The sequence below is a fragment of the Streptomyces sp. NPDC053432 genome, assembly GCF_055585365.1.
In genome coordinates, this window is record NZ_JBVJKF010000023.1 from 1 (window position 1) to 23,971 (window position 23,971).

The window sequence follows — 23,971 nt, forward strand, 5'->3', positions numbered from 1 at the left end:
GGTCCCCGCAGGAGGAGCGCGCAACAGGGCCCGGCGGTCTTGCCGCGGCCGCAGGCGCGACGACGAGGAGTCACTCCGGAGGGGCCCCGCCCCAAGTGGCCGGTCCCGCCCGGGGACACCACCCAGCCCCGCCGGCGTTTGAGGCGCGGGGGCGCGGGGGCGGAGCCCCCCGGAACGGCGCCGCACCCGGCAACTGAGCCGCGGTCAGACCGCCGCGTGCCTCGTCAGGAACGCGTCCACGCGGGGGGAGCGCTGGTGGGGGAGCAAGGTGCGGGCTGTTTCCGAGAGCATCGCGCGGATGCGGGTGGACTGGACCTCGGTCAGCAGGTCCAGCACCCGCCCGCCCGCCCAGGCGGCCTCGTCGGGCGCCCCGGCGCGGGCCAGGTCGCCGGCGAGCTCGGCGGTGTAGAGGGCCACGTTCCGGGCGAAGTGCGGGTCCTGGAGGTCGGCCGCGCGCCGGGCGTGCCGGGCCGCGCGGGCGTGTTCGCCGAGGGCCGCCCAGCACCGGGACTCCAGCGATTCCAGCTCGGCCTCGCCGAAGAAGGACATCCATTCGGGGTCGGCGCCGGCCGGGCCCCGGGAGAACTCCGTGTGCGCCCGCGTCAGCGCCTCCTCGCACGCCTTGCGGTCGGACAGCCCCGCCCAGCCCCCCGCCTCCCGGAGGGCCAGCAGGGAGAGCAGGCGCGGTGAGCCCAGCGAGCGGGCGGCCCGGCGGCCCGCCTGGGCCGCCCGTACCGCCTCGCGGGAGCGCCCGCAGTCCCGGGCCAGGAAGGCCATGTTGCTGAACGCGTGCGCCTCCAGGGCCGCGTCCCCCGACACCCGGGCCGTGGCGAGGGCTTCCGCGTAGTGCGAGCGGGCGTCGTCGAAGCGGCCGGAGTCGTGGGCCAGCCAGCCGACGGAGACGGCCAGTTCCCCGGCGCCCGCGTGCAGCCGGTCCTCGGTGGACTGCCGGGTGGCGCCCGCGTCGAGCAGGGCGTACGCGGTGCGCAGCGGCTCGGCGGCCCTGCGGTAGAGGGCGTCCGCGCCGTGCCGGTCGTCGAGCAGCCGGATCTGGCGGACGGCGTCCTCGACGGCCGCGGCTTCGGACTCACCGGCGCGGGAGGGGAAGCGGCGGGTGTCGCCGAGCAGGGTGAGGCTGAGCGTCGCGGCCGCCACGGTCGCGGAGCCGCCCGCCATGAACGCGCGACGCAGCACGTCGCTCTCCTTGGATGGGGTGGGGGAGGTGAGGGTGGAGAAGGGGTCGGGGTCGCGCTGCGCCGAGCGGCCACGAACCGCCTCCCGCGGGGAGAAGCCGAGGTCGGCCAGGGCGCGGCCGGGGAACATGTGGAGGAAGACCCGCTCGTACGCGTAGTTGGGGCAGCGGATCTCGCCGGACTCGACCCGGCCGATGTAGCGGGCGTCGCAGGAAACCGTTTCGCCGATCTCCTTCGCGGCCCGGCGCACCAGCGCGGCGAACTCGGCCGGGGAGTGCTGCCCGCGCAGCCGCCGGAAGGTGGAGTTGGGTGAGTGGGGGGACGCCGCCATGGACGTGGCCTCTCTGGCAAGGAACCCAGCGCCGGTGCTGTGACGGGTGAGGTGGGGCCCGGCGCGCATGAACGTACCGCCAGAGCGGGGCTGTTGATGCGGTGTTTGGCTACAAAACGGATATCTCACCCGCGATCCGCCATGAACTGCCATCCTTTGCGGCGTCTTGCCGCCGCACCCGTTGACGTTCCCGTGCGTTGAACCCATGCGGATACGGATCGAGGAGGGGTTCCCCTTGGTGGAGGGCGGCATGGAGAGCACTGGAACGAACACCGCGCCCGAGCCCGGCCGGGCCCCGGCCCCCGGCCCGGTTCCGGCCCTGGTTCCGGCCCCGGATCTGGACCTGGTGACCGTGCCCGCCCGGCAGGGGCTGGAGGCGGTGGACATCATCCGCCGCGCCGCGAGCCCCGCCGGGGTCGGGCCGGTCCTGCACGACGGGTCGGGCGACACCCTCGGCTTCCTCGTCCCGCCCGGCACCGCCGACGCCTGGGACCTGCCGGGCAGCGCGTGTACGCAGACAGACGGGCGCGGAGTGCGGTTCGGCGACGCCGTCTCGCCCACCGCGGGCGCCACCGGCTGGCTGCTCCCGCCGGAGGCCGTCGGGCCGGTCACCGATCCGGCGGTGCTGCGCGCGGCGCTGGGCGAGGCGGCCCGGCTGATCGAGGCCGCCGACAACTGCCGCTGACCGCTGACCAGCGATAATGGGCGCGTGGCAGGCAAGGACAGAGGCAAGGGCAAGCAGCGCGGCGGCCGTGGCGGCGCCGAGGCGGTCGTCGGGCGCGTGGACGGCGGCCGGGCGGAGCTGGAGCCGGACCGGGAGCGTCCGGGCGCGTGGACCCTGCTGATCGACGGGGCCCCGCAGTCCCACGTGGACCTGGACGACCCCGGGTACCTGGACTTCGCCTACCAGCGCCGGATCGGGCACCTGATCGACCTCGTCGCGCCCGCCCGCCAGCCTCTGAACGTGGTGCACCTGGGCGGCGGGGCCTTCACCCTGGCCCGGTACACCGCGGCCTCCCGGCCCCGCTCCACCCAGCAGGTCGTGGAGATCGACGCCGCGCTGGTCGCCTTCGTACGGGAACACCTGCCGCTGGACCCGCAGGCGCGGGTCCGGGTCCGGGCGGTGGACGCGCGGGCCGGGCTGGCCAAGGTGCCGGACGGCTGGGCGGACCTGGTGATCGCGGACGTGTTCAGCGGGGCGCGCACCCCGGCGCACCTGACGAGCGCCGAATTCCTGGACGACGTACGCCGTGCCCTGGCGCCCACCGGGTGGTACGTGGCCAACCTGGCGGACGGCCCGCCGCTGGCCCACCTGCGGGGCCAGATCGCGACGGCCGCGTCGCGGTTCGCCGAGCTGGCGCTGGCCGCGGATCCGGTCGTGTGGCGGGGGAAGCGTTTCGGCAATGCCGTGCTGGTGGCCTCCGACCGTGAACTGCCGGTCGCCGAGTTCACCCGCCGGGTCGCGAGCGACCCGCACCCAGGGCGGGTCGAGCACGGCCGGGCCCTGGCGGACTTCGCGGGCGGCGCGGCCCCGGTCGCGGACGCCTCGGCGGTGGCCTCGCCGCAGCCGCCGCCGTCGGTGTTCCGCTAGGGGTTGTCGCGAAAGTCCTGTGCGGGGCCCGCGGTGTCCGGTGCGGCGAGAGTATGTGCGGGGCGCGGTGGGGGCCGTGCGGGCTTTCCGCCCCACACCGAGGCCGTCTTTCCGGATCCTGCCCGGCCCGGGAGGGCGCCGACCGGCCCCGTTCCGGGCCCGCCGGTCTCGGGTGCTGTAATTCGGATCACAGTATGATCGTCCCAGGCCTCCCGGTGAGGCCGCCGCCTGCACAGCCTGTGGGCTCCGAACGGGGCCCGCCCTTCTGCAACGCGTTTCAGGAGACAGCGAAGTCATGTCTGATTCCCCCGCAACCCCCGGTGAGTCCACCCCCAGCACGGCGGGCTCGGATTACACCCGCCGGCTCGCCCGTCTGGAGAAGTCGGGGATCAAGCAACTGCTGCCCACGCAGGCGCCGTACAAGTGGAACCTGCAGCGGCTGAAGCTGGGCCGCGTCCTGGACGTCGGCTGCGGCCTGGGCCGCAACCTGCTCAACTGCGGCCCCCAGAGCGTGGGCGTCGACCACAACCCGCACTCCGTGCAGACCTGTCGCGAGCGCGGACTGACCGCCTACACCCCCGACGAGCTGGCCGCCGCCCCGGACTGCGGGCCGGGCTCCTTCGACAGCCTGCTCGCCGCGCACCTGCTGGAGCACCTGGACGAGGACACGGCGGCGTCGATCCTGGACCAGTACCTCCCGCTGGTGAAGCCGGGCGGCTCGGTCGTCTTGATCACCCCGCAGGAGGTCGGCTTCCGCTCCGACGCCACCCACATCCGCTGGGTCGGCTTCGAGGAGCTGCGCAAGCACGCCGCGCGGGCCGGGGTCGCGGTGGAGCAGACGTACTCCTTCCCCTTCCCCCGCGCCATGGGCAAGGTCTTCCCGTACAACGAGTTCGTCCTGGTGGGCAAGGTCCCCGCCTGACCGCGCGAGCCCTCGGTCAGGGGTCGATGATCTCCACCTGCGGCGGGTGGTCGTGCCAGGTGCAGAACACCGACACCTCGCGGCCGTCCCTGGTGAAGGTGACCCGGATCCAGTAGTCCTGCTTCCACACCTGCATCCGCCAGCCGGCCGCGGGGGTCGCGGAGACCAGCTCGGCCGAGGCCGCCCCGAGGCTGAAGACGACCCGGCCGCCGGAGACGGGATAGGCCTGCACCTTGCCCGAAGCCTCCTCCTGCCTGCCCGCGCGGGGGGAGGCCGACGGCTTCGGGGACGGCTTGCCCGTCGAGGGATCGGCGGAGGGCCCGGTGGCGGAAGGCGTCGCGGGGCCGGGCGACGGCGACTCCGACGGGGACGCCGACCCCTGCGGCAGCGAGCGGTGGGTCGAGGAGGACAGCGGCTGGGCCGCGGCCAGCGGCACCGCGAGCGGCGGATCGTAGGCCGTGCCGGACATGACGGTGTGCACGCCCCACCACGACAGGGTCACCGCCGCCCCGGTCGCCAGCACCCATGCCATGGCATGTACAAGTCCTCGTTGCATCAGGGCACATACTGCACCACCCGTCACAAGACCGTCCCGACACCCCGGTGGGTCCCCCCAATGGGCTACGGTGCGGGCCATGGCAAGTGTGCTCGTGGTCGAGGACGACCAGTTCGTACGTTCCGCCCTCATCCGGCACCTGACCGAGGCCTCGCACACCGTGCGGAGCGTCGGCACGGCCCTGGAGGCCCTGCGCGAGGTCGCCCACCACCGCTTCGACGTCGTCATCCTCGACCTCGGGCTGCCCGACCTGGACGGGTCGGAGGCGCTGAAGATGCTGCGCGGCATCACCGACGTGCCCGTGATCATCGCGACCGCCCGCGACGACGAGACCGAGATCGTCCGGCTGCTCAACGACGGCGCCGACGACTACCTGACCAAACCCTTCTCCGTGGAGCACCTCTCCGCCCGGATGGCCGCCGTCCTGCGCCGCTCGCGCGCGGCCGCCGGCGCCGAGCCGCCCTCGCGCGTGCTGCGCGTCGGCGGGCTCGCCATCGATCCGCTGCGCCGTCAGGCCGAGCTCGACGGGACCGTTCTGGACCTCACCCGGCGGGAGTTCGACCTGCTGGCCTTCCTCGCCGGGCGGCCCGGGGTGGTCGTGGCCCGGCGCGAGCTGCTCGCCGAGGTCTGGCAGCAGTCGTACGGGGACGACCAGACCATCGACGTCCACCTGTCCTGGCTGCGCCGCAAACTCGGCGAGACCGCCGCCCGGCCCCGCTACCTGCACACCCTGCGGGGCGTCGGGGTCAAGCTGGAGCCGCCGCAGTGAGCAGGCCGCTGTGAGGTGGGCGCTGGTCAAGGTGTGCCTGGCGGTCACCGCCATGGTGGTCGTGGCCTTCGCGGTGCCGCTCGGGCTCGTCGTCCAGGAGATGGCCAGCGACCGGGCCTTCTCCAACGCCGAACGGCAGGCCGCCACCATCGGGCCCACCCTGTCCATCACCACCGACCCGGTCCAGCTGCGGAAGGCCGTGGAGTCCACGCAGATGGGCGCCGCCCGCCGGATGGCCGTCCACGTGCCCGCGATCGGCGGCGCCGCCCCCGTGGAGATCGGCGGTGGCTGGGCCGGCGAGCAGGCCGTCGCGACGACCCGGCGCCTCGGCCGGGCCACGACGGCCTCCGTGGCGGGCGGGGGCTCGGCGCTGCTCCAGCCCACCGCCCTCGGCTCGGGGGACATCGCCGTGGTGGAGATCCTCGTACCGGAGAACGAGGTCAGCAACGGCGTCACCACGGCATGGGCGGTCCTCGCGGGCGTCGCCCTCGCACTGATCGTCGGCTCGGTGGCGGTCGCCGACCGGCTCGGCGTACGGCTGGTCCGGCCCGCCGAACGGCTCGCGGACGCGGCCCACCAGCTCGGCGAGGGCAAGCTCGGCGCGCGGGTCCCCGAAGCCGGGCCGAAGGAACTGCGCTCGGCGGCCGTCGCGTTCAACGCGATGGCGGACCAGGTGGTGGAGCTCCTCGCCAACGAGCGGGAGCTGGCCGCCGACCTCTCGCACCGGCTGCGGACCCCGCTGACGGTGCTGCGGCTCAACACGGCCTCGCTGGGGGACGGCCCGGCCGCCGAACAGACCCGGGCGGCGGTGGAGCAGCTGGAGCGCGAGGTGGACACGATCATCCGCACGGCCCGCGAGCAGCGCCCCGCGGCCGGACTCGGCGGGGCGGGTGTGAACGCCGGGTGCGACGCCTCCGAGGTGATCCGGGACCGGATGGCCTTCTGGTCGGCGCTGGCGGAGGACGAGGGCCGTGAGGTGCGGCTCGCCGGGGTGGACCGTACGGTGCGCATCCCCGTGGCCCGGCCCGAACTGGCCGCGGCCCTCGACGCCATGCTCGGCAACGTCTTCCGGCACACCCCCGAGGGCACCCCCTTCGCGGTGGACGTCCACGACGCGGGCGACGCGGTGATCGTGCTCGTCTCCGACGCGGGCCCCGGCATCGAGGACCCCGACGCCGCCCTGCGGCGCGGCAACGACGGCGCCCGCGACGGCTCCACCGGCCTCGGCCTGGACATCGTGCGCCGGGTCGCGGAGTCGACCGGCGGCGACGTAAGGCTGGGCCGCTCGGTGCTCGGCGGGACCGAGGTGCGGGTCTGGATCGGCCTGGACGGCCGCGACGGCAGCCGGGGCGGGGCGGGCGGCCCGCGGGCGCGGGGCGGGCGGCGCAAGCGCCGGGGCCAGGCGAAGTGACCGGGGCCAGGCGAAGTGACCGGGACGACCGGAGCGGCAGGGGACACGCGAAGTAACCGGGGGCGCGCCTTGCGGGCGGTATTGTCCGCATATCGATAGCGTCCGCTCCATGGACACCCTCATCTTCGGCGGCCTCCTCGCCACACTGGTCGCCCTGTACCGGGAGTCGTCCCGGACGGTCGTGCTCGGGGCGTGGTGGGTCGTGCTGTTCGCCGCGATCCTGCTGACGGCGCACCACATCACCAGCGGCCTCGCCCTGAACCTGAGTTACTGACGATGGCCGCGATGCACACCCTGCTGCCGGAGACGGCCCCGACGACCGGCCTGCTCGGCCGGGTCCAGTACTGGTTCGCGTGCTTCTTCGCCGTCGGCTGGACGGGGGTCGTCTGCGGCGGCCTCTACTACCAGTTCGGGCTGTGGGAGTACCCCTGCCCGCTCTGCATCGCGCAGCGGATGTTCATGCTGCTGGCCGCGCTGGGCGCGGCGTACGTCGTCCGCACGGCGATGTCGCACGGCGTGCTGTCCGGCCGCGACTACATGACGGGCTGGGGCATGTCCCTGGTCGCGGTGATCGCCGGCTCCTTCGCGTCCTGGCGGCAGACGATGCTGCACGTCCTGCCGGGCGACAATGGGTACGGCAGCGAGATCCTCGGCCTGCACCTGTACGTGTGGGCGTGGATCCTCTTCCAGGCCTCGGTGGTCGCCGTCGGCATCGTCATGGCCTTCGCCCACACCACGGCGGCCCGCACCGTCCCGGCGAACGTCCCCGGCCCGCTGCGGACGGCCGGGACCTTCGCGCTGGCCTTCCTCGGCCTGGTCATCGCCGTCAGCATCGTGGCCGTCTTCTTCGAAGAGGGCTTCCACTGGTTCCTGCCGGACGACCCGACCGGCTACCGGTTCTTCCACGACGTGGGGACCCCCGACCAGTCGATCTTGGATCCTGGATCCTCCGTACGGAATGCCGTGCGCGCTGGTTGAGTTGGAACCGGCATGCCGCCCCGGCACGCACGCAGTCTCACCCGCGCTCGATAGGAAAACCGATATGCGCTACGCAGTACTCGGCACCGGAATCGTCGGCCGCACCGTGGCCGCCCGGCTCGCCTCCCTGGGGCACGAGGTGGTCATCGGCACCCGCGACCCGGAGTCCACCCGGACCCGCGCCGAATGGTCCGACTGGCACGCGGGGCAGCCCGAGGTCGGGCTGCGTTCCTTCCGGGAGGCGGCGCGGTTCGGCGAGGTCCTGGTCAACGCCACCGGCGGGCAGGCCAGCATCGCGGCCCTGACCGAGGCCGACGCCGCCCACCTGGACGGCAAGGTCCTGATCGACATCGCCAACCCCCTGGACTTCTCCAAGGGGTTCCCGCCGTTCCTCGACCCGGTGAACACCGACAGTCTCGGCGAGCTGATCCAGCGCACCTTCCCGGGACTGCGGGTGGTCAAGACCCTCAACACGATGAACTGCCAGATCATGGTCGACCCCTCCCGGGTCGCCGGCGACCACGACGTCTTCCTCTCGGGCGAGGACGCGGACGCGAAGAAGGCCGTACGGGAGCTGCTCTCCTCCTTCGGCTGGAAGGACGAGAGCATCCTCGACCTCGGCGGCATCGAGACGGCCCGGGGCACGGAGATGCTCCTGCCCGTCTGGCTCCGGCTGATGGGATCGCTGGGCCACTCCGAGTTCAACTTCCACATCCAGGGCGCCCACCCGAAGGCGTAGCGGCCGGGCCCCGGGGCGTCCGGACGGTCCCCGCCCGGACGGTCGCGGAGGCGCCGCGCGCTCAAGCGCGCCGCAGGACACCGGACTTGGCCAGGCCGGCGTACCAGTGGGCGCTGGAGCGCGGCGTCCGCGTCAGGGTCTCGTAGTCGACGTGGACGATGCCGAAGCGCTTGCCGTAGCCGTAGGACCACTCGAAGTTGTCCATCAGCGACCACAGGAAGTAGCCCTCCACCGGGACGCCGTCCGCCAGGGCCCGGTGGACCTCGGCCAGGTGGGCCTCCAGATAGCCGATGCGCGCCGGGTCGTGCAGGTCCGCGCCGTACGCCGCCCCGTTCTCGGTGACCAGGAGCGGCACGCCGGGGGCTTCGCGGGCGCAGCGCGCGAGGAGGTCGTGGAGGCCCGTCGGGTCCACCGACCAGCCCATGTCGGTCCGCTCGCCCGGCGGTTGGTGGAAGGCCACCCCCTCCGCCCCCGGCCACGGGGTGTGCTCCCCGCCGCCGTGGCCGTCCGCGCGCGGACCGGGGGCGCCGTCGGGTGCCGCCGAGACCAGCGCGGGGGTGTAGTAGTTCACCCCCAGGAACCCCAGCGGCCGGTGGATCAGCGCCTCGTCGCCGGGGCGGACGAAGGACCAGTCCGTCAGGGCGGCGGTGTCCTCGAAGAGGTCCCGCGGGTAGGCCCCGTGCAGCAGCGGGCCGGTGAAGATCCGGTTGGCCAGGGCGTCGATGCGGCGTACGGCGTCCGCGTCGGCCGCCGAGCCGGTCAGCGGCCGCACCGCGCTCAGGTTGAGCGCGATGCCCGTCCGCGCCGACGCCGGCAGTGCGGCGGCGGCCAGCCCGTGCGCCAGGTTGAGGTGGTGGGCGGCGCGCAGCGAGTCCGCGGGGGAGGTCCGGCCGGGGGCGTGCACCCCGGAGGCGTAGCCGAGGAAGGCGCTGCACCAGGGCTCGTTGAGGGTGGTCCACAGCTCCACCCGGTCGCCCAGCGCCGCCGACACCAGCGAGGCGTACTCGGCGAAGGCGTACGCCGTGTCCCGCTCGGGCCAGCCCCCCGCACTCTCCAGCTCCTGCGGCAGGTCCCAGTGGTACAGGGTCACGCACGGCTTGATCCCGTACGAGAGCAGCTCGTCGACGAGCGCGTCGTAGAAGCCGATCCCGCCGGCCAGCACCCGGGGCCAGGACACCGAGAACCGGTAGGCGCCCAGCCCCAGCCCGGCCATGAGCCGGACGTCCTCCCGCCACAGCCGGTGGTGGTCCACGGCCACCTCGCCCGTGTGGCCGCCGTACACCTTGCCCGGCGTGGCGCAGAAGGTGTCCCAGATGGACGGCCCGCGCAGCCCGGCCGCCCCCTCGATCTGGAAGGCCGCGGTGGCCGTGCCCCAGAGGAACCCCTCGGGGAAATGGATATCCGTCATCCCTTGATCGCTCCCTGCATGATGCCGCCGACGATCCGGCGGCCGAAGACGAGGAACACAAGCAGCAGCGGGAGCGTGCCCAGCAGCGCGCCCGCCATGATCACGGACTGGTCGGGGATGTAGCCCCGGCCCAGCCCGGTCAGGGCCACCTGCACCGTCGGGCTGCCGTTCTGGGTCAGCGCGACGATCGGCCAGAAGAAGTCGTTCCAGGCCATGACGAAGGTCAGCATGGCCAGCACCGCCATCGCCGGCCGGGCGGCCGGGAAGACGACGTGCCACACGATCCGCAGCGAGCTCGCCCCGTCCGTGCGGGCCGCCTCCACCAGCTCCGAGGGCAGTGCCCGGGTCAGGTACTGGCGCATGAAGAAGACACCGAAGGCGGACACCAGGGTCGGCAGGATCACCGCCTGGAGCCGGTCGGTCCACGACAGCCGTGCGATCAGCATGTACAGCGGGACCACGCTCAGCTGCGGAGGTATCAGCATCGTGCCGATCACCAGCGACAGAAGCAGCCGCCGCCCGCGGAAGCGGAGCTTGGCGAAGGCGAAGCCCGCCAGGGTGGAGAACAGCACCGTCCCGGCCGCCACCGTGCCCGCCACGATCACCGTGTTGAGCAGGGCCGTGCCCATGTGCGCGTCGGTCCAGGCGACCCTCAGGTTGCGCCCCAGGTTGGCGCCGAACCAGAACGGCGGCGGTGTCTGCGCCAGACGCGTACTGCTGCGGGAGGCCGCGATCGCCGTCCACACGAGGGGGAAGAGCGAGCCGGCGGTGAACAGGGCGAGGACCGCGTAAGCGAACCTCCCCGCACGCAGGGACCTCATTCGGAAGCCTCCCGTCCGCGCAGCAGCCGCGCCGCGCCCGCGACGACCAGCAGGATCAGGAACATCGCCCACGCGATCGCCGAGGCCCGCCCCAGGTGCAGGTTCACCCAGCCCTGCTCGTACAGGTACAGCCCGAGCGTCTGGAACTGGTGGTCCGAGCCGCCCGTCGCGCCCGCTCCGCCGTTGAACAGCAGCGGCTCGCCGAAGAGCTGGGTCGCCCCGATCGTCGACACCACGCAGGTGAAGAAGATCGTCGGACGGAGGGAGGGCACCGTCACGTGGACGAACTGCTGCCAGCGCGAGGCCCCGTCCAGGGCCGCCGACTCGTACAGCTCGTCCGGCACGGCCTGCATGGCCGCCAGGTAGATCAGCGCGTTGTAGCCGGTCCACCGCCAGATCACGATCGTCGACACCGCCAGCTGCGAGGCGAAGGTGCCGTTCTGCCAGTCCACCGCCCCGAACCCGACCGAGGACAGCGCCCAGTTGACCATGCCGTGGTCCCGGCCGAAGAGCAGGACGAAGACCAGCGTGGCCGCCGCCACCGAGGTCGCGTACGGGGTGAGCACCGCGACCCGGAAGAAGGTCGAGCCGCGCAGTCTGTGGTTGAGGAGGTGGGCCAGGCCGAGCGCGATCGCGAGCTGCGGCACCGTGGACAGAAGCCCGATGGTGACGGTGTTGCGCAGCGCGTTCCAGAAGAACTCGTCGTCCCACAGGCGGGTGAAGTTCCTCAGCCCCACCCACGTCATCGCATCCGGATCGGTCAGCTCCACCTGGTGCAGCGCCGCCCAGCCGGTGTACAGCAGCGGGAACAGACCGAAGGCGGCGAAGAAGAGGAAGAAGGGCGCCACGAAGGCGTACGGACTCCAGCGCACGTCCCACCGGTAGCGGCGCGACCGCCAGTCCCTCGCGGGGCGGCGGGCGGAAGCGGCGGGGGAGAGCACCACGGTCTCGTCACTCACGTCCCCACCGCCCCACTGCGGGCCCTGCGCCGCACCCCCGGCCGGCCCCCGGCCCGCCGCCCGGGGCGGGCCGCGGGTCCTGTCTGGGGCTGCACCCCTGGGCGGGCCCCGGTCTGTGTCCCGGGGCGGGTTGCGGGTCCTGCCTGGGGCTGCGGCCCTGGGCGGGCCGCGGGTCCTGTCTGGGGCTGCGCCCCCGGGCGGGCCCAAGGCCAGGCCCCAGGGCGGGACTTGGGCTGCGCTCCAGGGCGGGCTCCGGCCCGTGCCTCGGCCAGTGCTCCGGCCTGTGCCTCGGCCAGTGCTCCGGCCTGTGCCTCGGCCAGTGCTCCGGCCTGTGCCTCGGCCAGTGCTCCGGTCCGCGCCTCGGGCTGGGCTTCGGGCCGCGCCCCGGGCAGGGCCGCGGCCCGCGCCCCGGGCAGGGTCACGGCCCGCGCCCCGGGCAGGGTCACGGCCCGCGGGACGGGCCGCGCCGTCGGCCAGGCGAGTGGCCCGGTCACTGGGCCAGCGCGTTGTCGATGGCCTTTACCGCCGCCTCCCAGCCCTCCTGGGGGCTGCGGCCCTTCTGGTCGACCTGGAGCATCCCGATGTCCGCCAGGTTCTGCGCGATCACCAGGTCCTTCGGGCCGACTGCTGCCACCGGCACCCCCTCCGCCGCCTTCGCGAAGATCTCGCCGATCGGGGCCCCGCCGAAGTACTCGTGCTTCGCGCCCGACACCGACGGCAGCTTGTACGCGGCACTCGCGCTCGGGAAACTGCCCCGCTTCTCGAAGAGCTTCGCCTGCTGCGCCGGGGCCGTCAGCCAGGCCGCCAGCTTCGCCGCCTCCTCGGCGTGCTTGCCCGCCTTCGGTACGACCAGGAACGAGCCGCCCCAGTTGCTCGGCTTCGGCGCCTGCGCCACGTCCCACTTGTCCTTGCCGGTCGGGCCCGCCTTGTCCTGGATGTAGCCGAGCATCCAGGCCGGGCAGGAGACGGTCGCGAAGGAGCCGTTCGCGAAGCCCTGGTCCCATGCCGGGGTGAACTGCTGGAGCTTCGCACTCAGCCCCTCGCCGGCGAACGACGCCGCCAGGTCGAACGCCCCGCGCACCGCCGGGTTGGTCTTGTAGACGACCTTGCCCTGGTCGTCGTAGAACCGCTGCGCGCTGCCGCCGGTCACCGCCGCCATCACGCCCGAGGCGGAGTCCACGAAGGCCTTCCCCTCCCCGGCCTTCGCCTTGTAGGCCTTGCCGGCCTCCAGGTACTTGTTCCAGTCGCCGGCCCACAGCGCGCCGACCGCCGTCCGGTCCGTGGGCAGCCCGGCCGCCTCGAAGAGGTCCTTGCGGTAGCAGATGCCCTGCGGGCCGATGTCGGTGCCGAGCCCCACCGTGGCCCCGCCCTTGGCCGCGCTCGCCGTGCCCTGCGCCCACTTCCACGGCAGGTACGCCGACTTGTCCACGCCGGGCGCCTTGCCCAGGTCGACCAGCTTGTCGGCCTGCGTGGCGGTGATCTCCGCGATGTTGTTGACCTCGACGGCCTGGATGTCCGAGAGCCCGCTGCCCGTGCCCAGGTGGGTGAGGAGCTGGGGATAGTAGTTCTCGTTCCGCTCGATGGAGGTCTGCTCGATGCGGATTCCGGGATGCTGCGCCATGTACTCGTCGTAGAGCCCGGCCTCCTGGAGGCCGAAGGCCCCGAAGACCCCGACGGTGAGGGTGGTCTTCGCCTTCCCGTCGCCGGACGGCGCGCCGGTCGCGGACGGCTCGGCGGGATCCTCCGCGCACCCCGCGAGGAGCAGGACGGCCGCGCCGATCAGACCGGCGGTGGTGACAAGGGTTCTTCGGGCTCGCATCGGGGTCCTCCCTGAAGGACGGAACGTGCCGGGTGTCGCGTGTCACAATGTGGGAGCGCTCCCACGGTCGTCAAGAGGTAGATTCACATCCGGGAGGAAGCCATGAACGGGCACGCGCGCGGTGGGGGACGGCCGACGCTCGAGGAGGTCGCGGCGCGGGCCGGAGTCGGCCGGGGCACGGTCTCCCGGGTGATCAACGGCTCCTCCAAGGTCAGCGAGGGGACGAGGGCCGCCGTCGAGAGGGCCGTCGCCGAGCTGGGGTACGTGCCCAACCGCGCCGCCAGGGCCCTCGCCGCCAACCGGACCGACGCCATCGCGCTCGTGATCCCCGAGCCCGAATCCCGCTTCTTCGCCGAGCCGTACTTCTCCGACGTGGTCCGCGGGGTCGGCGCGGCCCTCGCCGAGACCGACGTCCAGCTCGTGCTCACCCTCGCCGGCGGCGACCGCGAGCGCCGCCGCCTCGCCCAGTACCTGACCGGGCACCGCGTCGACGGGGTGCTGCTCGTCTCGGTCCACGCGGGCGACCCGCTGCCGGAGATGCTGGCCGAGCTCGGCATCCCGACGGTGATCAGCGGCCGCCGCTCCGCCGACGAGCCGCTGCCCTGCGTGGACTCCGACAACCTGGCGGGCGCCGCCGAGGCCGTACGCCACCTGCTCGACCGGGGGCGGCGGGAGACGGCCGTGATCACCGGCCCGCTGGACGTGTACGGCGCCCAGTGCCGCCTCGACGGCTACCGGCAGGCCCTGCAGGCCGCCGGGCGGCCCGCGGACGAGGGGCTGATCGCCATCGGGGACTTCACCGAGGAAGGCGGCCGGCGGGCCATGCGCGAGCTGCTGGAACGCCGCCCCGCGCTGGACGCGGTCTTCGCGTGCTCGGACGTCATGGCCGCCGGCGCCCGCCGGGAGCTGCGCGCGGCCGGGCGCCGGATCCCGCAGGACGTGGCGCTGGTCGGCTTCGACGACTCGGTGGTGGCCCGGCACATGGACCCGCCCCTGACGAGCGTCCGCCAGCCGATCGAGGAGATGGGCCGGACCATGGCGCGGATGCTGCTGGACCGGATCGGCGGAGAGGGTGACGGCGGCACGGGCGTGGTCCTGCCGAACCGGCTGGTGGTCCGGGACTCCTCGTGAACCCCCGGCACGCAGAAGGCCCGGTCCGCTTTCGCGGACCGGGCCTTCTCGCAGGGTGAGTGACGGGACTTGAACCCGCGGCCACCTGGACCACAACCAGGTGCTCTACCAACTGAGCTACACCCACCATGTCCGGTCGGGGAAACCGACCGGCCGAAGAAAAGGGTACAGGGTCCGGGAGGGTGCTCGCTCCCCCCTCGGTCCGCGCCCGGCTCCGGTGGGGCTATGCGCCGCTCACCACGTGCTTGGCCGCGATGGCCCGCGCGGTGTCGGTGTCGGGACCGGGCTGGGGCACGAAGACCGCCTCCCGGTAGTAGCGCAGCTCGGCGATGGACTCCCTGATGTCCGCGAGCGCCCGGTGGTTGCCGTTCTTCGGAGGGCTGTTGAAGTACGCCCGCGGGTACCAGCGGCGCGCCAGCTCCTTGATCGAGGACACGTCCACGATCCGGTAGTGCAGGTGGCCCTCCAGCGCGGGCATGTCGCGCAGCAGGAAACCGCGGTCGGTGCCGACCGTGTTCCCGCAGAGCGGCGCCTTGCGGGGTTCCTTCACGTGCTCCCGTACGTAGGCCAGGACCTGGGCCTCGGCGTCCGCGAGGGTGGTCCCGCCGGCCAGCTCGTCGAGCAGTCCGGAGGAGGTGTGCATCTCGCGCACCACGTCGGGCATGGTCTCCAGGGCACGGTCCGGCGGGCGGATCACGATGTCCACGCCTTCGCCGAGCACGTTGAGCTCCGAGTCGGTGACCAGTGCGGCCACCTCGATAAGTGCGTCGTCCGTCAACGAGAGCCCGGTCATCTCGCAGTCGATCCACACCATGCGATCGTTCATGTGTCCCACCTTATGCGGTTGCCCGGGGCTCCGGTGGCGTCCGGCGGGCCCTACGCGGAAGGTCCCCCACCGGTGGTCGACCGGTGGGGGACCTTCTCATGCCGTACCCGTTGTGAGGGTCACGCGTGTTCGCGCAGGACCCGGCCCGGAGCGTAGAGCTCCGTCACCGTCGGGCCCGTCGCGGCCAGGGCCGCCGCCGCGCGCTGCGGCTGCGGGGTGCGCTGGTGCGGCACCGGGGCGGACTGGATGTCGGACACCTGGGCCACGTCGGACTGGGGCCGGCGGGCCCGGTAGGCCGAGCGGTAGGCGGCCGGGGAGGACCCCAGCTGCCGGCGGAAGTGCCCGCGCAGGGCGACCGGCGAGCGGAATCCGCAGCGCCCGGCGACCTCGTCGACCGAGTAGTCGGAGGTCTCCAGCAGCCGCTGTGCCTGGAGCACCCGCTGGGTGATCAGCCACTGCAGCGGCGCGCTGCCGGTCAGCGAACGGAACCGCCGGTCGAAGGTGCGCCTGCTCATGTACGCGCGGGCCGCCAGGGTCTCCACGTCGAACTGCTCGTGGAGGTGCTCCAGCGCCCAGGCGACGACCTCGGCCAGCGGGTCGGCGCCGATCTCCTCCGGCAGCGACCGGTCGAGGTAGCGCTCCTGGCCCCCGGTGCGGCGCGGCGGGACGACGAGCCGGCGGGCCAGTGCCCCGGCCGCCTCGCTGCCGTGGTCCGTGCGCACGATGTGCAGGCACAGGTCGATTCCGGCCGCGGTGCCCGCGGACGTGAGCACGTCGCCGTCGTCGACGAACAGCTCGCGCGGGTCGACGTGGACGGACGGGTACCGCTTGGCCAGCGTCGGCGCGTACATCCAGTGCGTCGTCGCGGGCCGGCCGTCCAGCAGACCGGCGGCGGCGAGCACGAAGGCCCCCGTGCACAGTCCGACGATCCGGGCGCCCTCCTCGTGCGCCAGACGCAGTGCGTCGAGCGCCTCAGGAGGCGGCGGTGAAGTGATGGAACGCCACGCGGGCACGACGACCGTCCCTGCCCGGGCGATCGCCTCCAACCCGTACGGCGCGGTCAGTTCGAGTCCGCCGGTGGTCCGCAGCGGACCGTCCTCCCCGGCGCACACGAGCAGTCGGTAGCGTGGAACTCCCGCGTCCTGCCGGTCGATGCCGAACACGGAAAGTGGAATGGAGCTCTCGAAGATCGGCCCGCCGCTGAACAGCAGCACCGCGACGATCTCTCTGCGGCGACGCCCCGCGAGCTTCCGTCCCGCGTCAGCGATGACTGCGGTGGAATCCTGGCTCATGGCGCTAAGCCCCCCTTGGGTGTCGCGACTCCTTGGTCTGGTCGCACCTGCACGTTTCCCCTCGGCCTTGCACGTGGATCCCCCGCCGTAAATACATGATCGAATCTACTGCGTCCCGTGGTGTCGGCGTGACAAGTTCAGCACGCAGCGCTATGTCGACTTCTCAACTTGGCGAAAAGCATTCGATCAGGAAGCGTTCCGCTCCGCTACCGGTACGGCGGCTCTTCCGCGTGCTCGTGGCCAGTACGCATGGGGTCCTGATGTCCTGTTGACCCTGTAGTCCCTGGTGGTGGGGGGGTTGGGGAGGCGTTCCGGCAAGGGGGCGGTGTTGCCGGGAAGTTGGCTGAAAACATGCGGGTGTGGGTGTGCGAATCAGTCAGTCCTGCGGGTCCGGCGGCTCGGAAGCGCCGCAGCCGCGCCGTCCGCCGGTCCCTCCGCGCGGGCGCCGGCGGCGACGGGCGGGCGGAGGGTACTCCTCCGACGGCACCCGCGCCGCGGCCCGCTCCGTACGCTCCGAGTGCCGCAGCAGCACCCGGCACGCGGCCGTGACGGCGAGCAGCCCGAGGGTGGCGACGGCGGCTCCGCCGAAGGAGGTCCCGTAGACGACGAGCACCACGGGGACGAGCAGGCAGCTGAAGGCCGCCCAGCGCACGACGTCACCCGCGGGGTCGTCGTGGTGCCGTCCGGCGGGGTGCACGGACGGGTGAAGGCGGGAGCGGGGGGACGGGGCGGACGGGGTCGGCTGAGCGGGCTGGACGGGCTGGACGGGGTGAACCGGACGGGCGGACACGGCGTACTCCCTGCGGGCTCGTACCTGAAGGTCGGACGCATGACCAACGCCGCGCGGCGGGCCTCGGTCACTGCGCGCACGGGTGGCGAAGACCCGGTCTCGTCACTGGCTGTAGGGGGCAGCCGCCATTGCCAAGGCGCGCTCACTCCGGCATGCTCCCTGGGACGCTCTCCAAGGGCGGCAAGCCCTGTGCAGGACAGGAGTGTCGCCGTACCCTGGTGGGTATGGGCTTGGGAAGATGCTTCCCGGACAGAGCTCCGTCACACTGCGTCGCCAATTTCCCCTGTTGCTTCCTCCAAGGACCTCTTCGCCGAGACACCCATGGCCGGTCACGACTTCTCCGAACCCGCGGACCGCAAGCGCAAGCGGCTCGCCGACCCCGCGTCGGCCGCCGAGCTGCGCCCGGCGGAACAGCCGCGCCTTGCCTGCGACCCGGCCTTCCGCCACGGGGTCGTTGTGGGATTCGACGGATCCACCTCCAGTGAGCGCGCGCTGGCCTACGCCATCGGCATGGCCCGCCGCTCCGGATCCGGTCTGATCATCGTCCATGTGGCCAACCGGCTGCCCACGACCGTGTGGGCAGGCTGCGAGCCCCCGGTCTTCGTCGACGTGCCGGACCACCGCACCGAGGTGCTCGGGCTGGAACTGGCCTGCGCGGACTACCTGGCCGAAGTGCCGTGGATCCTGGTCGAGCGCGGTGGTGACATCTGCCATGAGCTGGAGGAGGTCGGCCGGGAGTATTCGGCCGACGCCATCGTGGTGGGTTCCACCCACGGGATCGTGGGGCGCATCTTCGGCTCGGTGGCCGGCCGGCTGGCCAAACGCGCACAGCGACCGGTCGTTGTCATCCCGTGACCATCTGTTAAGCCGATTGTGCGGTTGTGCACCCGTGTAAAGGGTAGATAAGTGCTGCTGGGACGCAGCAAACAACTGCAGATCGAAGGGAGCCCGCCGTGGACAATGGTGTCTCTGCGGGAAGCACGGCCTCGACTTCGACCCTGGGGAACATCGCCCTGGGTCTCACCCTTCTCGCATTCGGTATCGGCCACACCGGCGTCATCGACGGCGTGACCGCTGCCAGTTCCGTGTCGCTCGCGATGTACGTCGGCGGCGTCGCCCTGTTCCTCCTCGGACTCCTGGAGTTCCGCGGCGGCAACGGATCCGACGGCACCGCGTTCGCGGGCCTCGGCATCTTCTGGTTCACCTGGGCCAAGGGCGCGGGCGCGGCGGCTTCCGGTGACGCCGCCGGAACGTTTCTTGTCCTCTTCGCCCTGCTCGCGCTGACCCTGACGGTCGCCGCCGCGAGCGGTCTGTTCAGCCAGGGCGTCTACGCCCTGCTGACCCTCTCCCTCGTCCTGCTGGCGATAGCCGCCTTCGCGGACAGCGGCTCCCTGGCCAAGGCCGGCGGCTGGGTCGCGGCCGTCTCCGGCCTGCTGGCCTGGTACGGGGCCACGGCGGCCCTGGCCAACTGGCCGATGGCCCTCGGCAAGGCGGGCAGGGGCGCGGTCGCCGCGAGCTGAACCGCGGGAACGAGGCACCACAAGGGAAGGACCCCCGTGCGCGGTGCGCACGGGGGTCCTTCGTACTGTCGGCTATTCGACGGTGACCGACTTCGCCAGGTTGCGCGGCTTGTCGATGTCCCGGCCCATGGCCAGGGCCGTGTGGTACGCCAGCAGCTGGAGCGGGATGCCCATCAGGATCGGGTCCAGCTCGTCCTCGTTCTTCGGGACGACGATGGTGTGGTCCGCCTTCTCCTGCTCGCGGTGGGCGACCGCGAGGATCCGGCCGCTGCGGGCCTTGATCTCTTCCAGCGCCGCGCGGTTCTTCTCCAGCAGGTCGTCGTCCGGGACGATCGCGACCGTGGGGAGGGAGGGCTCGATCAGGGCCAGCGGGCCGTGCTTGAGCTCGGAGGCGGGGTAGGCCTCGGCGTGGATGTAGGAGATCTCCTTGAGCTTCAGGGAGGCCTCCAGGGCCACGGGGTAGCCGCGCACCCGGCCGATGAACATCATCGACTTGGCCTCGGCGAACTCGGCCGCCAGCTTCTTGATGTCCTCTTCGCCCTCGAGGATCTCCTGGATCTGCGCGGGCAGCTTGCGCAGGCCCTCGATGATCCGCTTGCCGTCGGTGACCGAGAGGTCCCGGATGCGGCCCAGGTGCACGGCGAGCAGCGCGAAGGCCACGACCGTGTTGGTGAAGCACTTGGTGGACACGACGCAGACCTCGGGGCCGGCGTGCACGTACACGCCGCCGTCGGCCTCGCGGGCGATGGCCGAGCCGACCACGTTGACGACGCCGAGGACGCGGGCGCCCTTGCGCTTGAGCTCCTGCACCGCGGCGAGCACGTCGTACGTCTCACCGGACTGGGAGACGGCGATGTACAGGGTGTCGGGGTCCACGACCGGGTTGCGGTAGCGGAACTCGGACGCCGGCTCGGCGTCCGCGGGGATGCGGGCCATGCCCTCGATGAGGCCGGCGCCGATGAGGCCCGCGTGGTACGAGGTGCCGCAGCCCAGGATCTTGACCCGGCGGATGCCGCGCGCCTCGCGCGGGTCCAGGTTCAGGCCGCCGAGGTGGACGGTGTTGAAGCGGTCGTCGATCCGGCCGCGCAGCACGCGGTCGACCGCGTCGGGCTGCTCGGAGATCTCCTTGTGCATGTAGGTGTCGTGACCGCCCATGTCGTACGAGGCGGCCTCCCACTCCACGGTCTCCGGGGTGGAGGTCGTGGTCGCGCCGGAGGTGGTGTAGGTGCGGAAGTCGTCGGCCTTCAGGGTGGCCATCTCGCCGTCGTCGAGGGTGACGATCTGGCGGGTGTGGGCGACCAGCGCGGCGACGTCCGAGGCGACGAACATCTCCTTCTCGCCGATGCCCAGGACCACCGGGGAGCCGTTGCGGGCGACGACGATGCGGTCGGCGAAGTCGGCGTGCATGACGGCGATGCCGTAGGTGCCCTCGATGACCTTGACGGCCTCGCGGACCTTCTCCTCCAGGGAGCCGGCCGCGGAGCGGGCGATCAGGTGGACGATGACCTCGGTGTCCGTCTCCGAGACGAAGACGACGCCCTCTGCCTCCAGCTTCGCGCGCAGCTCGGAGGCGTTGTCGACGATGCCGTTGTGGACGACGGCGACCTTGTTCTCGGCATCGAGGTGCGGGTGCGAGTTGATGTCGCTCGGGGCGCCGTGCGTGGCCCAGCGGGTGTGGGCGATGCCGGTGGTGCCGGCGAAGCGCTTGGGGACGCGGGACTCCAGCTCGCGGACCCGGCCCTTGGCCTTGACGACCTTGAGGGCGGCGGCCTTCGGGCTGTTCACGACGATGCCCGCGGAGTCGTACCCGCGGTATTCGAGACGCTGCAGGCCTTCGAGCAGCAGCGGTGCCACGTCACGCTTGCCGATGTAACCGACGATTCCGCACATACGGTCTTGCCCCTCCTGAAGTTCGGTTCCAGTACTCGTTCGCGGCCGCGTGTGCGGCGGCGGGTTCAGCCGTAGACGATCCGGCGCAGCTGCCGGAGCGAGAGCTCCGGAGGCGCCACGGCGCGGTGCGGCAGCTCGGCCGCGATCCGCTCGAAGATCTCCGCGTTCACCGCTCCGCCGGACTGCAGTTCCCGGTGGCGGCGGCGGACGAACTCCTCGGTCGTCTCGTCGAAGTACGCGAGCACGTCGAGGACCACCCGGGCCGCCTCGCCCCGCTGGAGCGAGGTGCTGCGCACCAGGTGTTCGACGAGGTCGTCATGCGACGGGCGGCGATCGAGCACCCGTAGATACTGGCGGCTCCAGCCGGTGAAAGCAAAGATCCTGCCCGAAATCGGGCAGGATCTTGCTGGTCCGTACCAAGGAATGGGTACTTCCGGTTTCAAATCCGCTAGAAACGACGCAGAACGGCCTGTTTGGCCGAGGTGAACTCCTCGGCGGTCAGCACGCCCGACTGGTGCAGCTCACCCAGCTCGCGCAGCCGCCGCAGCAGCGCGTCGTGGTCCTCCGCGGGGGCCCGCTCACCGGCCGCGTCGAGGGCCTTCCGCGGCCCGGCCGGCGCGACCGCCGTCACCTCCGCCGCGGGCGGGCCGTCCTGCGGGGCGGCCGGGTGCGGCATCCGTACCGCCACGGCCGCCGCGACCAGGGCCATCAGCGGGTCCTTCTTGAAGCCGAAGAGCTCCACCGTGTGCGGGTCGTACTTGGGCGCCAGGGCCTGCCCGGCGCCCGCCAGGCCGAAGCGCAGCCAGCCGTTCTCCAGTCCCTTCGACGGCGACCACTCCACCGACCGCAGGTCGGCGATCCGCAGGACGCGCGGGCCGCCGGAGCGCTTGGCCTCCTCCGTCGTCCAGTTCCACTCCAGCGCCACCCGCTCCCCGTCGAAGGCCGCCGTCCCGTCGCCCGCGCCCACCGTGATCGGGACGGCGGGCCCGGGCAGCAGGTACGAGGTCGTCGGGCCCGGGTCCACCTGGTCCAGCAGCAGCGCCTGGCGCACCTCGTCGACGAAGTACTCCGCGACCCCGCTGCGGTCCGCGTCCACGGTCAGCCGGTACGGGTCCGAGGCCTCCGGCAGCCGGCCGCCCGTCACCTGGAGCAGCGGGTCCGCGCCGTCACGCAGCCGCAGCCGCAGCCGGCCCGCCTTGCGGCCGGGCTCGTACGAGATCCCCGCCAGCGCCCGGAGCGGTACGAGCACCTCGCCGAGGGTCTGCCGCAGCAGCGAGACCCCCTTGTCGCGGCCCGGCACGATGCGCACCGCGTCCCCGTCGAAGCTCCAAGTACCGTCCTTCTGGATGATTTCCGCCATCCGGTGATTCTCCCACTCACCAGGACGGGCCAGTTGGCCTATACCTGGGCCCATGAGAGTCCCGCGACCGCGACGCACGCTCGCCGCCCTCCTCGGCGCCCTCCTGACGGTGGGCGCCGCCGCCTCCTGCACCGCCGCCGCCCGCGGCGACGACGCCCGGCCGGGCGGCGGGCGCCGGGCCGCCCCGGCACCCTTCGAGGCGCTCCTGCCCGCTCCCGTCTCCGCCCGGCCCGGCGGCCCCGGGTACACCGTCGGACCGGGCACGGTCATCCGTACGTCCTGGGGCGCGGGCGCGGAGGTCCGCCGGGTCGGCGCACTCCTGGCCGGGCAGCTGCGCGGCCCGAGCGGGCTGCCGCTGCCGGTGGCCGAGGGGGACGGGGGCGGCGGGATCCGGCTGCGGATCGACGGGCGGGCCCAGGGGGTGGGCGAGGAGGGCTACCGGCTGGAGTCCCGCCCCGACGGGGTCACCCTCACCGCCCGCACCCCGGAGGGGCTCTTCCACGCGGGGCAGACGCTGCGGCAGCTGCTGCCGGCGGCCGGCCCGGGGACGGTGCCGGGCGGGGAGATCACCGACGCGCCGCGGTTCGCGTACCGGGGGGCGATGGTCGACGTCGCCCGCCACTTCTTCACGGTGGAGCAGGTCAAGAGGTACGTGGACCAGCTCGCCCAGTACAAGGTCAACACCCTCCACGTGCACCTGACCGACGACCAGGGCTGGCGCCTCGCGGTCGACTCCTGGCCGCGGCTCGCCCCGTACGGCGGCGGCAGCGAGGTCGGCGGCGGCCCCGGCGGCCACTGGACGAAGGCCGAGTACCGCGAGCTCGTCGCCTACGCGGGGGAGCGGTACGTCGACGTGGTGCCGGAGATCGACATGCCGGGCCACGTCAACGCGGCACTCGCCTCCTACGCGGAACTGAACTGCGACGGCAAGGCCCCCGCCCGCTACACCGGGATCAAGGTCGGCTTCAGCTCACTGTGCGTCGGCAAGGAGCTGACGTACGAGTTCATCGACCAGGTCCTCGGTGAACTCGCGGAGCTCACCCCGGGCCGCTACCTCCACATCGGCGGCGACGAGGCGCACTCCACCCCGGCGGCGGACTACGCGGCCTTCATGGACCGTGCCCAGGATGCCGTGGCCCGCCACGGCAAGACGGTGGTGGCCTGGCACCAGCTGGCGTCGGCCCGCCCGGCGCCGGGCGCGGTGCTGCAGTACTGGGGGCACGACCGCACGCCGGCGGCGGAGAGGGAGAGGGTCGGGGCGGCGGCCGCGGCCGGCCACCGGCTGATCCTCTCCCCGGCGGACCGGCTCTACCTGGACATGAAGTACGACCTCACCACGAAACCCGGCCTGGCCTGGGCGGGCCTCGTCCCGGTGAGGAAGTCGTACTCCTGGGACCCGGGTGCCTACCTGCCCGGCGTGCCGGAATCAGCGGTCCTGGGCGTGGAGGCCCCGCTGTGGACGGAGACCATCGCAACCCGCACCGACTGGGAGTTCATGGCCTTCCCCCGGCTGCTGAGCCTGGCGGAACTGGGCTGGTCCCCGGCGGGGGCGCTCGGCTGGGAGTCGTACCGCGAGCGCCTGGCGGCGCAGGCGCCGAGGCTGGCCGCCCAGGACATCCCCTTCTACCGGGCGCCGGACGTGCCGTGGGGGAAGTGACGGACCGG

24 protein-coding genes and 1 tRNA gene are annotated in these 23,971 nt (G+C 72.8%); 12 read left to right on the top strand and 13 right to left on the bottom strand.

All coding sequences use genetic code 11. From position 1 onward, the window contains the following. Nucleotides 1-204 precede the first annotated feature (204 nt). The gene (locus tag ACZ6Y1_RS30020; RefSeq protein WP_469636819.1) at nt 205-1,524 is read right to left on the bottom strand and encodes a tetratricopeptide repeat protein; all 1,320 of its coding nucleotides are present in this window, start codon (nt 1,522-1,524) and stop codon (nt 205-207) included. A gap of 250 nt (nt 1,525-1,774) precedes the next feature. On the opposite strand from ACZ6Y1_RS30020, the gene ACZ6Y1_RS30025 reads away from it, so the two are divergent. From ACZ6Y1_RS30025 to ACZ6Y1_RS30035, 3 genes are all read left to right on the top strand, one after another. Next, entirely contained in the window at nt 1,775-2,209 is a 435-nt protein-coding gene (locus tag ACZ6Y1_RS30025) for a hypothetical protein (RefSeq protein ID WP_469636822.1), read from the top strand. Between the two features lie 24 nt (nt 2,210-2,233). Beyond that, nucleotides 2,234-3,115: a spermidine synthase gene (locus ACZ6Y1_RS30030; RefSeq protein ID WP_469636825.1), complete on the top strand. Its 882-nt coding sequence runs from the start codon at nt 2,234-2,236 to the stop codon at nt 3,113-3,115. A gap of 295 nt (nt 3,116-3,410) precedes the next feature. Then, entirely contained in the window at nt 3,411-4,037 is a 627-nt protein-coding gene (locus ACZ6Y1_RS30035; protein WP_469636828.1) for a methyltransferase domain-containing protein, read from the top strand. Between the two features lie 16 nt (nt 4,038-4,053). Here the strand turns inward: ACZ6Y1_RS30035 and ACZ6Y1_RS30040 are convergent, their stop codons facing one another. Further along, complete coding sequence (locus tag ACZ6Y1_RS30040; protein ID WP_469636830.1) at nt 4,054-4,593, bottom strand: hypothetical protein; 540 nt, start codon at nt 4,591-4,593, stop codon at nt 4,054-4,056. Nucleotides 4,594-4,672: 79 nt separating this feature from the next. Here ACZ6Y1_RS30040 and ACZ6Y1_RS30045 point away from each other — a divergent pair, with 79 nt between their 5' ends. From ACZ6Y1_RS30045 to ACZ6Y1_RS30065, 5 genes are all read left to right on the top strand, one after another. Then, a complete protein-coding gene (locus tag ACZ6Y1_RS30045) occupies nt 4,673-5,362 on the top strand; it encodes a response regulator transcription factor (protein ID WP_385403751.1) in 690 nt (229 codons plus the stop codon). A 10-nt stretch (nt 5,363-5,372) separates the two neighbouring features. Beyond that, nucleotides 5,373-6,773: a sensor histidine kinase gene (locus ACZ6Y1_RS30050; RefSeq protein WP_469636834.1), complete on the top strand. Its 1,401-nt coding sequence runs from the start codon at nt 5,373-5,375 to the stop codon at nt 6,771-6,773. A 109-nt stretch (nt 6,774-6,882) separates the two neighbouring features. Next, nucleotides 6,883-7,047, top strand: a complete 165-nt coding sequence (locus ACZ6Y1_RS30055) for a DUF5993 family protein (RefSeq protein WP_469636838.1) — start codon at nt 6,883-6,885, stop codon at nt 7,045-7,047. Between the two features lie 11 nt (nt 7,048-7,058). Next, nucleotides 7,059-7,751 (top strand): disulfide bond formation protein B, encoded by a 693-nt coding sequence (locus ACZ6Y1_RS30060; protein ID WP_469636840.1) that lies wholly within the window; start codon nt 7,059-7,061, stop codon nt 7,749-7,751. A gap of 64 nt (nt 7,752-7,815) precedes the next feature. Beyond that, nucleotides 7,816-8,490 carry an NADPH-dependent F420 reductase gene (locus tag ACZ6Y1_RS30065; RefSeq protein WP_469636842.1) on the top strand — a complete coding sequence of 225 codons (675 nt, stop codon included), beginning with the start codon at nt 7,816-7,818 and terminating at the stop codon, nt 8,488-8,490. Between the two features lie 61 nt (nt 8,491-8,551). Here ACZ6Y1_RS30065 and ACZ6Y1_RS30070 read toward each other — a convergent pair whose 3' ends face one another. The 4 genes from ACZ6Y1_RS30070 to ACZ6Y1_RS30085 all read right to left on the bottom strand — a co-directional run bounded on the left by ACZ6Y1_RS30070 (nt 8,552) and on the right by ACZ6Y1_RS30085 (nt 13,497). Beyond that, the gene (locus ACZ6Y1_RS30070) at nt 8,552-9,898 is read right to left on the bottom strand and encodes a GH1 family beta-glucosidase (RefSeq protein WP_469636845.1); all 1,347 of its coding nucleotides are present in this window, start codon (nt 9,896-9,898) and stop codon (nt 8,552-8,554) included. After that, nucleotides 9,895-10,719 (bottom strand): carbohydrate ABC transporter permease, encoded by an 825-nt coding sequence (locus ACZ6Y1_RS30075; RefSeq protein ID WP_469636848.1) that lies wholly within the window; start codon nt 10,717-10,719, stop codon nt 9,895-9,897. The genes ACZ6Y1_RS30070 and ACZ6Y1_RS30075 overlap by 4 nt, the downstream gene beginning before the upstream one ends. Further along, nucleotides 10,716-11,678, bottom strand: a complete 963-nt coding sequence (locus ACZ6Y1_RS30080) for a carbohydrate ABC transporter permease (protein WP_469636851.1) — start codon at nt 11,676-11,678, stop codon at nt 10,716-10,718. The genes ACZ6Y1_RS30075 and ACZ6Y1_RS30080 overlap by 4 nt, the downstream gene beginning before the upstream one ends. 490 nt (nt 11,679-12,168) lie before the next feature. Then, entirely contained in the window at nt 12,169-13,497 is a 1,329-nt protein-coding gene (locus ACZ6Y1_RS30085) for an ABC transporter substrate-binding protein (protein ID WP_469636854.1), read from the bottom strand. Nucleotides 13,498-13,599: 102 nt separating this feature from the next. Here ACZ6Y1_RS30085 and ACZ6Y1_RS30090 point away from each other — a divergent pair, with 102 nt between their 5' ends. Continuing rightward, nucleotides 13,600-14,628: a LacI family DNA-binding transcriptional regulator gene (locus ACZ6Y1_RS30090; protein WP_469636857.1), complete on the top strand. Its 1,029-nt coding sequence runs from the start codon at nt 13,600-13,602 to the stop codon at nt 14,626-14,628. 54 nt (nt 14,629-14,682) lie between these two features. Here the strand turns inward: ACZ6Y1_RS30090 and ACZ6Y1_RS30095 are convergent. The 4 genes from ACZ6Y1_RS30095 to ACZ6Y1_RS30110 form a co-directional block, all read right to left on the bottom strand. Then, nucleotides 14,683-14,755 (bottom strand) — tRNA-His (locus ACZ6Y1_RS30095). 96 nt (nt 14,756-14,851) lie between these two features. Beyond that, the gene (orn, locus tag ACZ6Y1_RS30100; RefSeq protein WP_469636860.1) at nt 14,852-15,454 is read right to left on the bottom strand and encodes an oligoribonuclease; all 603 of its coding nucleotides are present in this window, start codon (nt 15,452-15,454) and stop codon (nt 14,852-14,854) included. 119 nt (nt 15,455-15,573) lie between these two features. After that, on the bottom strand, nt 15,574-16,746 hold the full coding sequence (locus ACZ6Y1_RS30105; protein WP_384589866.1) for a helix-turn-helix domain-containing protein: 1,173 nt from the start codon (nt 16,744-16,746) through the stop codon (nt 15,574-15,576). A gap of 376 nt (nt 16,747-17,122) precedes the next feature. After that, nucleotides 17,123-17,536 (bottom strand): hypothetical protein, encoded by a 414-nt coding sequence (locus ACZ6Y1_RS30110; RefSeq protein WP_469636864.1) that lies wholly within the window; start codon nt 17,534-17,536, stop codon nt 17,123-17,125. A 321-nt stretch (nt 17,537-17,857) separates the two neighbouring features. Between ACZ6Y1_RS30110 and ACZ6Y1_RS30115 the strand changes: the two genes are divergently transcribed. Continuing rightward, nucleotides 17,858-18,391 (top strand): universal stress protein, encoded by a 534-nt coding sequence (locus tag ACZ6Y1_RS30115; protein WP_384749913.1) that lies wholly within the window; start codon nt 17,858-17,860, stop codon nt 18,389-18,391. Between the two features lie 98 nt (nt 18,392-18,489). Beyond that, the gene (locus ACZ6Y1_RS30120; protein ID WP_469636868.1) at nt 18,490-19,056 is read left to right on the top strand and encodes an acetate uptake transporter; all 567 of its coding nucleotides are present in this window, start codon (nt 18,490-18,492) and stop codon (nt 19,054-19,056) included. Between the two features lie 72 nt (nt 19,057-19,128). On the opposite strand, the gene glmS is transcribed toward ACZ6Y1_RS30120, so the two are convergent. From glmS to ACZ6Y1_RS30135, 3 genes are all read right to left on the bottom strand, one after another. Beyond that, entirely contained in the window at nt 19,129-20,946 is a 1,818-nt protein-coding gene (gene glmS / locus ACZ6Y1_RS30125) for a glutamine--fructose-6-phosphate transaminase (isomerizing) (protein ID WP_469636871.1), read from the bottom strand. A 65-nt stretch (nt 20,947-21,011) separates the two neighbouring features. Then, nucleotides 21,012-21,287, bottom strand: a complete 276-nt coding sequence (locus tag ACZ6Y1_RS30130) for a hypothetical protein (protein WP_329385221.1) — start codon at nt 21,285-21,287, stop codon at nt 21,012-21,014. 107 nt (nt 21,288-21,394) lie between these two features. Further along, a complete protein-coding gene (locus ACZ6Y1_RS30135) occupies nt 21,395-22,306 on the bottom strand; it encodes a DUF4429 domain-containing protein (RefSeq protein WP_469636874.1) in 912 nt (303 codons plus the stop codon). A gap of 52 nt (nt 22,307-22,358) precedes the next feature. Here ACZ6Y1_RS30135 and ACZ6Y1_RS30140 point away from each other — a divergent pair, with 52 nt between their 5' ends. Further along, nucleotides 22,359-23,963 (top strand): beta-N-acetylhexosaminidase, encoded by a 1,605-nt coding sequence (locus ACZ6Y1_RS30140; protein WP_469636877.1) that lies wholly within the window; start codon nt 22,359-22,361, stop codon nt 23,961-23,963. The last annotated feature ends 8 nt before the right edge of the window (nt 23,964-23,971 follow it).